Below are 11,089 nucleotides of genomic sequence, written 5' to 3'. Positions count from 1 at the left end.
AGCCAGCACCAGATGACGCTGGCAGGCAAGGTCGACGATTTTACGGAAGAGGATTTTCTGCACCTGGCCAAAAACGTGCGGGTGAAAAAGCCCCGGGAGATAATCCAGCGGGTGGTCGACGCGGTAGCGAGCTGGCACGCGTTTGCGGCCGAAGCGGATGTGCCGAAAAAGCAGCAACAAGCCATTGCCAAGACGCACCGTCTGCAGCTCTTCAAGAGCGCCAGCGTAGAAGAGTGATGGGCTCCCAAAGGGCTCACCACTGCCCGTTAGGATTTGACAAAAGAGCCTTTTCAGCACATTGGGGGTATTATTGGCGCGAGGCTGTGCTATGGCAATGGGCTCAGCAAGGGCTCACGGGGCAAGGCCGGGCGACGTGGAGTAGGGTAGTAGTTCTGGCGATGCCGCTGACTCGTAACCCAGAGCCGTGGCCTCCAAGTCCGTTGGAACGGTCCAAAGCTTCCTCGGTACCTCAGATGAGCCGCACTTTTTCCATTAACAGGGAGGCCCGGGCAATAAGTGGGGAAAATATTCCAGTAAGAGGCCCAAAGGGGCGAATATTTTCCAATAAGAGGGAAGTTGTTGCCCTTATGTACCGATGCTGCCAGGTGTATTGATGCTGGTAGGTGCAGAGGATATACAGCAGAAGCCACAGCGCTCTTACCGGAGTTCTGAGCACGGACTGCTGGGCCCCGATACTATAAATTTTGTGGCTCCACGACCCAAGAGCTGCCTATTTTGCTCGTAATGGCTAGCTTTGTCCGTCGAACTGATTGCCGAGTATGCTGGCCTTGAAATTCTCCGCTTTGCATCCCTGCCCCTCGTCAGCAGACCTGACTGCCGACTGGCTGAGCTGGGCTCACCGGCAGCCGCTGCCCATTCAGCAGCGGCCCGCCCTCTTTGTGGGCTCCCTGGCCTAGCGTACCCTACTTCCTGTAATCAGCTGGTCACAACCCCGAGCATCGTGTGAGGGGCGGTGCCGCTGACGCCATGTTTCCTTCCCGGCCCCACTCAGGCGGCCGCAGGCAGGGCGTTTCCTACACTTTCCATCGAAGTACTACCTTATGTCCGCGAGTCCCTATCGCCGGTTCTCCAGCCTATGCCCTACCGTGCAGCCGCTGGTGGTTCGGCTCATCCAAGAGGAATTCACCTCCTCCCTATCCCTTTCCACCGAAGCCCCCGAGTCGGCCTGGTTTCGGGCCATTGCCCTGGCCAACCCCACGTTTCTGTACTGCACCGCCGCGGAGCCCGCCATCCGGATTTGCCCGGAGTCCTACCAGCAGCTGCGCGAGTGCCTGCAGCGGGAACTGAGCAAAGCCGCGTAGCCATACTTGTTATAAAAAAAGGCCATCCAGTTTGCTGGATGGCCTTTATTATTGCTTTCGGAACAAAGCCTGGTTAACTGGCCAGCCTGACCAGCTCATCGTAGGCGCGCAGCTCGTGGCGAAACAGTGCGTAGGCCTCCGGCGTTGCAAACCAATAAAAATGCCTTTTCTCGTTGGTAATTGAAATCAAGCGAAGCACGTCAACCGAGTAGCCGAAAGCAGCGAAGAGACGCTTTATTAGCAGGGCGTACAGCTGCCGGTCGTCCTTTTTAATTTCCACCAGCCGGGCGTAGTTGAAGCGGTGCGCGGTTGCCCAGGACTTCATCTGCCCGTGCGCCATGCGGTTGAGCCGGAGGCGGACGAAGCGCAGGGCGGTGGGATAGTTGATGACAAGTGCCGGGTCGGGAAAGCCAGCGGAAGCAAAGGGAGAGTCCATGAAAGTATAATGTAGCTGAATTCTACCCTACTGCCCAATCACGTAGACCGGCACCGCCTGCGCACCGGCGCCGCGGCCGGTTTCTTTTCTCACTTCCCGCCCGTCGAGCAAAATGGCGGCTGTGATTTCCGATGCGGCAGTGCCCCCGTCGAGGCTGGCCAGCAGACTCAGATGGTCGCCCTGCTTCAGCGTGCGCTTGAAGCGGTAGGTAGCCGGTAGCGGGATGTTACTCAGCGTAGTCGTGCCGCCGCTTTCGTTGTCGTAGCTGAGGTAGTCCGACTGCGGGGCCGTGGGGGAGGAAATGCGGTATTCTACCTGGTATTCCCTGGGACCGGCGGGTGTAGCGTCGTCTTTGGAGCAGCTGGACATGGTCGCCAAGGTGAGGCCGCTCAGCAGCAGATAAGCCAGTCGTTTCATAGGTCAGAAAAGCGAGGGTTAGCGAAAGTGGTACCGCAGGCCGGCGCTGGCGTAGCCCGGCCACTGGTCGATAATCGGGTTGTTGAATAGGTAACCTTTGGTGGCGGTGGCCACCAGCGAAAGCCGGTTGCCCAGGAAGCAGTCGACTTCGGCCCCGGCCAGCGGGCCGTAGGTGAAGCGCTGCGGCTCCTGGGCGTCGGCGGCCGGTTCCACGGTGCCGTTCTCACCGGTGCGCTCGTAGTCGGCGCTGGCCCCCAGTAGCAGATGCACGTAGGCGACTTCGCCCAGGCGGAAAAGCTGTGGGGCGAGCAGCACCCGGCCCACGTAGCTGGAATACTCACCGCGGCCACTCAGGGTGCCGGCGTCGCGCAGCACGCTCGTGCGCAGGGCCAGGCGGTTGGTGAGCATGCTGGTGTTGCTCAGCTCGTAGAAGTCGCCCTTCCCGGAGCGGCCCAGGTGGGCACCCCAGCTGGAAATGTGTTGGACGTGGCGTTGGGCGGGGGCCGGCACCGCGCCGGCCCCCGCCAGCAGCAGGGCCACTAGCAGTAGATTTTTCATAAAGAGTTAGTTGCGGGGGCGGGACCGGTCCGCTTTGATGAGGGCGTTCTGCACCAGGATGTCGGAATAGACCATTTCAGCAGCCTGCCGTGAGGGGCCGGGTTGGGAAGCTTCCGCCAGCAGCCGGTCGGCTTCCTGGCGCAGCTGCATGGCCTTAATCATGTTGTCGTTCGAGGTATTCAGGGCCACCATCCGCTCGCCTTCGGTCATGGCGTAGCGGCCGGGGTTCTTGAGGGTGGCATTCATCTCGATGCTCTGCTGGGTCATCTCGTCGGCAATCTTGTAGTAGCCGAAGGCCGTGGCAATCTTCTTTTTCTGCATCATCTCCTCGTAGGCAAACGTGGAGACGGCCGCTTCCTCGCGCTTTTGCTGGTACTGCTGCGAGCTCATGCGGTTGTTGCCGGCGGTGGCACCCGAGCCGAAGCGGGAAAACACGTCGTACACCGTGTTCAAATCCTGCTGGGGGTTGTTGAGCTGCAGGGCCTGGCGCAGGCGCTCGGCCTTCTGAAACACGGGCATGTACTGGTTGCTCTGCCCCCGGCCCGACATGGCCAGGGCGCGGGCAAACAGTTCCTGGGGGTTGGAGAGGCGCAGGTCCTGAATGCTCTGCACTTTGCGCAGGTCGGCCTGCACCTGGCGCTGCAGCTGCAGGGTCTCGTCGGTAATGTTCTTGACCTCACCGGTAATGTCTTTGGTGACGCCCGCAATCTGCCTGGCGTCCTTGATAACCTGGTAGTTTTTGACCGTTTCGGTCCATTCCTTGAGCTGTTTGGCAAACTGCCCGATGTGCACGCCCATGTGCAGCGGGTCATTCACCACGGCCTGAGCTGCAACGTCAGCACTCGGAGCCAGAACCAGCGCCAGGGCCACGAGGGCCGGCAAAAGCATCTTTTTCATCGTCGTAGGGGATTAGCGTGAGAGAAAAGGAATCAGCGCGCGGCTGCTTCCGGGCCCAGCTGGCCGGCGGCCGCGGTGGTAATCAGGATAGGGTAGCCGTCGGGCAGCAGCACGTCGCGCAGCTTGGTGCGGGTTTTGGGCCGGGCGAGCACCGAGGCGGCCACGCGGCCGCCCACGCCCACCACGGAGTTCGCCGCCGAGGCCGAGCGGTCAATGGCAGTGCTGATTTCCTGGGTGGTCTGCTGCTGCAGCTCGTTGCCGGCCATCCCCGCTTCTTTGGCCACGCGCTTCACCGGGTCAATCATGATGCCCGGCATGTAGTTGAAGTCGTAGATGTCGGCCTGCACCCGCGTCGGACCCAGGCGGTTGACTTCCAGCGTCACGTTGTTGGTACCCACGGTGGCCACGCCGGCAAAGACCATGTTCTTGGGGAAGGTGACCCCGGAAACCACGGCATCCTCCAGCAGGCGCAGGATAACCACCGAGCCGGTGCGCACCTTCTGCTCGCCGTTGATGACGCACTTGAAAAACACGTCCGGGGCCAGTTGCTGCTCGCGCTGGCTCCCTTGGGCCATCATGCGGGTAGCGTTGCCCACTTTCACCGTGTTGAACCCATCCATGCCGGGGGCATTCACCCGGTTGGCCAGCAGCTGCGCGGTCTGGTTGGGGTCGCGGTAGCGCTTACCGGTCATGCGCTCGTAGGCGGCGCGGGTTTCCGGCGGCGAGGAGCCCAGCATGGCCAGCACGTCCGGGTCGGTCTCAAACGGGGTGCCGTCCACGTCGCGGGTGGGTACCAGGCTGCGCCCGCTTCGGCTATTAACCGGCCGGGGGCGGCCTCCGCCACTGGCGGTGAGGCGCCGGCGCGGCACCACCAGGGTCTGGGCGCGGTAAGAGCCCGTGGAAGGGTCCTGAATCGTGGTTTCAATCGTGTCCACGTCGGCCGCAGCCAAGCGGGCAGCTTCGGTGCGCCGGGCGGCGGCTTGGGCGGCCACTTGAGCCCGGCGGCGCTTGCGCAGGGCCAGGCCGGTGGTATCGACGGCAAACACGTCGACGACATCCTGGTCCGTGGCCCGGGCCGGGGCGCTCTGGGCGTCCTGCTCGGCCCGGCGCTGGGCTTCAATCTGGGCCGAAGGGGAGGCGGTCGGTGCCGAAGGCGCATTTTCCACCGAGGGTATTTCGGGCTCGATGTTGGCCGAGGCGGCCGCCACCGGCTCGCGCTGCTGCTGGGCGGCTTCCTTGGCCGATTTCAGCCACATAAACAGGCCGCCGATGACGAGCACCAGCAGCAGGCCGGCAAAGGCCATCCAGTTCGAGCGCAGGATTTCCGTGGGGGTGCGCTTTACGGGCGCGACCGTCGGGGCAGGCTGCTCGCTTTCGGGGCGGGTCGCTGGGCTGTTAGCTTGGGTAGTCGGAGTGATAGGTTCCATAGAAAAGGACGGACAGCACTAAATGGTGGCGGCGCGGTTTATCACGCGGGAGGGCACGGGCAGCACCAGCACCCGGGCCCCGTTGAGTTCACGCAGGGTCACTTCCAGATAGCCGCGCTCGGTGGCGGCGTACAGCGGAATGGCATAGGTCAGGTAGCCGGTGGTGCGCCCGGTAATCACCTGATTGGGTCCCCCGCCAGCGGGTGCCAGCGGGCGCCGGGCCTCGTTCTTTTTGCGGGCCAGAAACTTCTTCTGGGCGTTTTCCACCAGCTGGAAGTCGGTGAAATCCACGTTGTAGTCGATGTTTGTCTTATTGATGACCTTGAAGCGCAGGTAGGTGAAATCCTTGTCGTTGCGCACGTTGGCCAGCGACAGCACCAGGTCGTTATCGACCACGGCCACCGACTGATGCTCTTCGCGGGTTTTGCGCAGCTTGCTGAGCTTGCCCTCGACGACAGCCTTCTTTTCCCGCTCCTTGTCCAGGGCCAGCTCGTTTTCCGGGGCCGCGCCCGTGGAGCTGGCGCTTTTGCCATTGATGCTCAGCGCGCCGTCCTTTTGAAAGTCGTAGAGCTGCAGCACCGGGCGGTTCACGTACACGAGCCGGCCCATCCAGTACTTCGAGCCGTAGCGGATGAGCATGGGAGTAGGTGGCGCGTGCTTGCGCTTGGCGCGTACAAACACGGCATTGGCTTCAATCTTGACCAGGTAGTTATTGGCCATGCCCACGTCAACCAGCGACACCGGTCCACCAAAGACCAGGTAGGTGGTAGAGGAGTCGGATACCGCTACGTCCAGCAGATTATCGGTGGCCACCACGGCAGCGGCTGGGGAAGTAGTGGCACTTTGCGCGGCAGCCGGCGCCGTTTGAAAAAGCAGGGAGAGCAGCCCTAACAGGGCCGGAAGGGTGTAAAGACGCATTGGTGAAAGGGATAAATGGTTACTTAGCCGGAGTAGTGGGGGCCGAAGTCCCGTCGGGGGCTGCGGGGGCCGTGGGCGGGCCGGCCGGGGCCAGGCTGCGCTCGGCTTCCTGCAGGCGGCGCTGACGGTCGGTTTCCTGAGACTGCAGCAGCTCCTGCTCTTCCCGCGTTAGCTGCGGCGAGTAAGGGATGTAGTCGAAGTTGGTGATGAGCAGCCCGTAAGGGTTGGCATCCGAGCGGTTGGTTTCCACAAGGTTGAACTTGGCGGCCAGCGGCAGGGGCTCCTTTTGCTGGCCGCCGATGAAAATGCGCTGCTTAATGTAGACCGCGCCCGACCAGGGGCGCTTGCTCATGTCTACGAGCACACTGTCCACGGTCACCACGTTCCGGGCGGCGTAGCGCTCGTAGTTCTGCAGCACCTGCCCGCGGGTGAAGCCCTCGTAGATGCGCCGGCCCCCGCGCCCTTCAATTAAGGGCAGCGCCGCGTCCAGGTTGGCCTTGTAGGTATATTGGTCGTGGCCGAACATGGTTTGCATGAACTGGCGCACCAGGTTGCGGGCCTCGTAAGGGGTGTGGGCGTCGTTGCCGGCCGAGAGGGCGGCCACCGAGCCGGTTTGCGAAACGACGTACACGCGCCGGCCGCTGTTTTCGTAGGCGCGGTACACGAGGAAACCCGAGGCCAGGGCCACGAGCAGCAGGGCCAGCACGCTGCCCAGCGCCAGGTTGCGCATGGTGGAGAAAGAGGTACTTAAGTCTTTGGCGGAATCCATTACTGATTGCTTGTGAGTTTTGGAAAGAGAATGCTCTGCTGTACTACATATCTGCAATTCTGCAATTCTACAGTCCTGTTGATTTGAGTGGTAGGAAGGTCATTCTATTGGGTTCTGGCAGACCGAAAGGGTCGCGGTAAGGGTATACCACCAGAGCCGACTGTTTCTGGTTGTTTTGCCCCATATAGGCATACAGGGTGCCGCGCACTGTCACGGGCGTACTGGGCTGGATTTGGGAGACCTTGAAGCGCTCGGGCTTCGTGAGGCCCTCCGCTCCTACCTGAAAGCCAGCCAGTGAATCAGTTCCGTTGGGCGAGTACAGCGGCAGGGAAGTCGGTATCTTTTCCTTAGGACCGTAGCCTGTTGGCTTCCAGCGGAGCACGGCCTCATAGGAAATACGGTAGCCAGGTGCGGTGCCGACCTTTCGACCACCGGGGCGGTCCGGATCCGAGCCCCACATCCAAGGCAGCGTTACCTGCATGGGCTCAGCTTTCAACACTTTGGCGGAAATCACCTGCAGGTAGCCTTGCTTTGGCGTTTGCTGCTCCACACCCGTGCGCACATCGATTGCCGAAGGGGGCAGTAGGGCTGGAGAGCTTGCCCCCGGAGCTGCTGCTGTTGGAGCTGTACGGTCAGGTACTGGTTCTGCGGTGCTGGAGGAGGGCTTGGTATTGTCCGATTGACAGCCAGAGGGGAGGCTACCCAACAGGATAGCGGTGAAGGATATAAGCAGGCTTTTCATAGCGTGAGGCGTTAGTTATTTTGTCCAGATGCCGGAGGCGCGTTGCCGGTAGGATGGATTCAGCGCATCCGCCATAGTGATGACCGGTAGACCGGAGGAAGCAGAACCGCTGGGCGCTTCGCCACTGGCGGCCGCGTTGCCGCTCGAAGCGGCAGGACTATTGCCTCCTCCCCCACCTCCACCGCCGCCCCCGTTACCCAGGGCGCGGCCAACAGCGCTTGCCAGCCCGCCCCCACCGGGAGCCACGACACCGGCGGCAGCGGTGGCCGCGCCCACGGCCATGCCCGTCATGGAGCCGACGAAGCCTTGCGCGGCCGAGGAGCCAATGAACAGCGACGTGAGGTAGGGCACCATCACGTAGAGCAGCACGAAGGCCACCGAGGTGAGCATGAACATCTGGTCATCGACCGACTGTTGAGGCCCGTTCACAATGTTGCCAAACAGCCCACCAGGGGCGCGGGCCGACTCAGCATAGAACTTATAAAGGGTATCGAGCAGCACGAACGTCAGCCCCCACATCTGCACGGCCAGGAAGTTCTGCAGCCACTTCATGGCCAGTTGACCGAAGGAGGGTACCACTGACAGGGTCATGGCAATCGGCCCGCAGACGTACAGAAAACCCAGGATGAACTGCTGGATGAACGTCATGATTTTGCGGATGATGAGCACCGTGGTGGCCGTAAACAGCCGGGTCATCAGCCCCGAAAACGTGAACGTGGACAGCGTTTCCGATATGCTGGTCATCAGGGCCGAGGCCCCCGAGACAACATCACCAATGCCCATGGAATCATTGCGGGCCGCCGCGGCAACGGCGGGTGGAGTAGTCAGGTCGCGCAGGGCTTCGGCCGCTGACTGGTTCGTGGCAAACAGCGCCGTGAAGGCCGCGATGCCCGTCCCCAGCGTATCCATCAGCGTCTGGTAGAAGAACAGCAGGAAGAATATCCACGTGGCCTTGATAATCGGCCCCCAGTCCATGGCCAGCCCGCTGCCGGAGATAAAGCCCCGCCCGATGGTGTAGAGCAGGGCAATGCCCATCAAACTGGGCGTGATGAAGCGACAGGCGGTGAGCACGACCTGCAGGGTCTGGTCGCAGGCACGCAGAAAGCCCGGGTCGATGCCGTAGGCAACCATCGCAAGCATACTCATCGGGTCAGGGCCCCCTTCTGGGCCTGTTTATCTTCCACAAACTGGTCGACGGCGTAATCCAGGCGCTGCACGCGCACCGGCTCGTACTCCATCTGCCCCTCCGCATTCAGCAGCACATGACCGTTTTTGTCGGTCCTGGGCCGCTGCTGGGTCTGCTGGTAGAACTTCACCAGCTTGTTGAGGTGGTTGCGCTCCACGGGCTTGGACGTCAGGATGGCATCGAGCTGCGGGGAGGCCTCCAGGGCGAAAACTTTGCCCTTGGCGCCCTGCTTGATGAAGAACTCCCGCAGGGCCTCGGTGGAGCGGACGGACTTAATCAGGTCCATCTCGTGGCCCGTCAGACCGAGGGGGGCCTGCAGCTGGGCCAGCGAGTCGGGGTTGACATGGCGCAGGATAATCTTGGTGGCCGAGTTATTGATGATGGCCGGGCCAATCTTGCTGCTGGTAATCTCGGTGATGCCCTGGGTAATGATGGTGACCGAGCCGTTGGTTTTGCGGATGGTGCGGTACATCGACTCGATGAATTCCGAGAGCACCCCCGAGAGCATGGTCCAGGCCTCGTCCAGGGCGATGTACTTGATGTCATCGGGAAACCTGCGAAACAAGTCCAGGCTCAGCTCGGTGATGAGCATGGCCACCACGGGGTAGAGGTCGGGGTCGGCCTGCACCTTGGCCAGGTCAAAGCAGATGAGCCGGTACTCCGACAAATCCACGTCGCGCTGGGCGTTGAGCACCCGCTCGTAGCGGCCGCCGGTGATGTACTGGCCCAGCACCAGGAAGAACTGGTGCATGTCGATGTACTTCAGGTTTTTCTGGTATTGTCGGCGGGCGCCATCCAGCGGGTCGGGCTCCACCCCGTCGCCAGGCAGGGCTACCGGCTTCTGCATTTCCTGGTCGTACTGCTCCACGAAGCGGTAGAAGCTTTCCATGCCGGGAAACTCCTCGTCCTTCTGGTTCAGGCGCGGGCTCTCGTTCAGGCCGGCGTAGTACTCAATTAGAAAGCGCGAAAGAATGGTGCGCTCCGACTTATCCAGTGCCGTGTCCTTGCCGCCCTTCCAGAGCGCGGCCAGCAAAGCCAGGTGGAAGTTGGTCTTCTCGTCGTTGTAGAGCCACTTGCCCGTGGCGTCGCGCGGCACGACGAAGGGGTTGAACTCAATGGGCCGCTGCGGGTCGTACTCGAAGTAGGTGTTGTCGAAGTCCTCGCCGTTGAGCGACTGCAGCACGTTGCGGTAGGTGCCGCCCACGTCCATGATAATCTGGCGGGCACCCTTCTCGAAGCGCTGCACAATCAGGTTGCCGAAGGTGTAGCTCTTCCCCGAGCCCGAGGGGCCGATAACAATGGCGTTCTGGTTGTCCAGGGCCGTGTTGAACAGGTTTACCTGCACCAGGTTGCGGAACCGGTCGGTGAGGTACTCCCCCACCGGGTCGGTTTTGTAGGTGGCCGTCCAGTGGGTGTAGCAGGCGCCGCGGTCGGCGGTGCTCGTCAGCCAGCGGTCCGGCACCTGCCAGGCGTTGCCGGGCAGCAGGCCGAAGAACACGGGCAGGGCCAGGTAGCTTTCCACCACGCTCTCGGTGCCGAACATGTAGCGAAAGGCCGCGGTGGCCCGCTCCACGTTTTCGCGCCGGCTGGTGTCGTTCGTGTCCCAGAGCACGCACGAGAGGTGCAGGCCCACAATCTGCTTGTTCTCAGCCCGCACCTCGGCGGTGAATTCCTCGACTTCGGCCGCGCGCAGGTGGTTGTCCTGGGTGGCCAGAAATGAGAGCGAGGCGTTGAGCTTGCGGTCAGTGTCCAGCGAGCTGAGCTCGGCGCGGGTGTCCTGAATGAGCAGGGCCTGGGTGAGCACGTGCGGGCACTGCAGGATGTGGGTGAGCGGGTAGAGCATCGGCGCCGTCACCCCGTACCCGTTGCGCACGGCCGGGTAGGCATCCGAGCCCTGCCCCACCATTGAAAGCACGTTGACCTTGTGCTCGCCCACGCTGAAAGTGCCCAGGGCGTTGCCGATTTCGCGCTCCTGCCGGGTGGGCTGGCCGTCGAAGTTGAGGTTGAAGTACTGCAGGTAGAGCTGGTGAATGTCTTCACTTGGCAGCCGCTCAAAAGTCACGCCGCCCAGGTTCTGAATGCCCTGAATGAATTCCACGGCCCCACTTTCGGCGGCTTCGAGCGTGTGCACGAGCTGGGCAAACGGGTTCTTGAGCACCGCCTCGCCGGCGCGGGCCACCAGCGCATTCACGGCGTTGGTCTTGGGCGACTTGACGGCCACCGGGGCAAAGGAGATGAACAGGTAGGACTTCTGAAACAGCACCAGCCGCTCGAAGAAGTGCTTGTTCATTTTGTTCTCGAAGTAGGTCTGCTGGGTCTTGTCCTCGCGGTAGGGCCGGTCGTAGTAGATGTCGGTTTTCTGCACGATGGTGCCCACCGGCAGGGGCCGGAGCACGCCCACCAGCGCGGTCTGGAAG

11 protein-coding genes and 1 pseudogene are annotated in these 11,089 nt (G+C 62.1%); 2 read left to right on the top strand and 10 right to left on the bottom strand.

Features of this window, described 5'->3' with window-relative positions:
* Together AAFH49_RS22085 and AAFH49_RS22080 are read left to right on the top strand one after the other, a co-directional pair.
* Nucleotides 1–237 (top strand): annotated as a pseudogene (locus tag AAFH49_RS22085) (hypothetical protein); the annotation flags it as partial.
* An 824-nt stretch (nt 238–1,061) separates the two neighbouring features.
* Nucleotides 1,062–1,322 carry a hypothetical protein gene (locus tag AAFH49_RS22080; protein ID WP_342301628.1) on the top strand — a complete coding sequence of 87 codons (261 nt, stop codon included), beginning with the start codon at nt 1,062–1,064 and terminating at the stop codon, nt 1,320–1,322.
* Between the two features lie 73 nt (nt 1,323–1,395).
* On the opposite strand, the gene AAFH49_RS22075 is transcribed toward AAFH49_RS22080, so the two are convergent.
* The 10 genes from AAFH49_RS22075 to AAFH49_RS22030 form a co-directional block, all read right to left on the bottom strand.
* The gene (locus AAFH49_RS22075) at nt 1,396–1,758 is read right to left on the bottom strand and encodes a hypothetical protein (protein ID WP_342301627.1); all 363 of its coding nucleotides are present in this window, start codon (nt 1,756–1,758) and stop codon (nt 1,396–1,398) included.
* Between the two features lie 27 nt (nt 1,759–1,785).
* A complete protein-coding gene (locus tag AAFH49_RS22070; protein ID WP_342301626.1) occupies nt 1,786–2,175 on the bottom strand; it encodes a hypothetical protein in 390 nt (129 codons plus the stop codon).
* A gap of 18 nt (nt 2,176–2,193) precedes the next feature.
* Complete coding sequence (locus tag AAFH49_RS22065; RefSeq protein WP_342301624.1) at nt 2,194–2,733, bottom strand: hypothetical protein; 540 nt, start codon at nt 2,731–2,733, stop codon at nt 2,194–2,196.
* Nucleotides 2,734–2,739: 6 nt separating this feature from the next.
* Nucleotides 2,740–3,630 carry a hypothetical protein gene (locus AAFH49_RS22060; RefSeq protein WP_342301623.1) on the bottom strand — a complete coding sequence of 297 codons (891 nt, stop codon included), beginning with the start codon at nt 3,628–3,630 and terminating at the stop codon, nt 2,740–2,742.
* A 32-nt stretch (nt 3,631–3,662) separates the two neighbouring features.
* A complete protein-coding gene (gene traM, locus AAFH49_RS22055) occupies nt 3,663–5,057 on the bottom strand; it encodes a conjugative transposon protein TraM (protein ID WP_342301621.1) in 1,395 nt (464 codons plus the stop codon).
* Between the two features lie 18 nt (nt 5,058–5,075).
* Nucleotides 5,076–5,975: a DUF4138 domain-containing protein gene (locus tag AAFH49_RS22050; RefSeq protein ID WP_342301619.1), complete on the bottom strand. Its 900-nt coding sequence runs from the start codon at nt 5,973–5,975 to the stop codon at nt 5,076–5,078.
* Between the two features lie 19 nt (nt 5,976–5,994).
* Nucleotides 5,995–6,744, bottom strand: coding sequence for a conjugal transfer protein TraK (locus tag AAFH49_RS22045; RefSeq protein ID WP_342301618.1), 750 nt, complete (start codon nt 6,742–6,744; stop codon nt 5,995–5,997).
* A gap of 67 nt (nt 6,745–6,811) precedes the next feature.
* The gene (locus AAFH49_RS22040; protein ID WP_342301616.1) at nt 6,812–7,486 is read right to left on the bottom strand and encodes a hypothetical protein; all 675 of its coding nucleotides are present in this window, start codon (nt 7,484–7,486) and stop codon (nt 6,812–6,814) included.
* Between the two features lie 15 nt (nt 7,487–7,501).
* Nucleotides 7,502–8,626 (bottom strand): hypothetical protein, encoded by a 1,125-nt coding sequence (locus tag AAFH49_RS22035; protein ID WP_342301614.1) that lies wholly within the window; start codon nt 8,624–8,626, stop codon nt 7,502–7,504.
* A gap of 2 nt (nt 8,627–8,628) precedes the next feature.
* Nucleotides 8,629–11,089: VirB4 family type IV secretion system protein (locus AAFH49_RS22030; protein WP_342301613.1), on the bottom strand; the 2,461-nt coding region annotated here is incomplete at its 5' end.

Origin of the sequence: Hymenobacter segetis (assembly GCF_038448715.1) — a bacterium.
Lineage (GTDB): Bacteria > Bacteroidota > Bacteroidia > Cytophagales > Hymenobacteraceae > Hymenobacter > Hymenobacter segetis.
The sequence above is the reverse complement of the archived record's forward strand: the minus strand, read 5'-3'. Positions and strand labels throughout refer to the sequence as shown.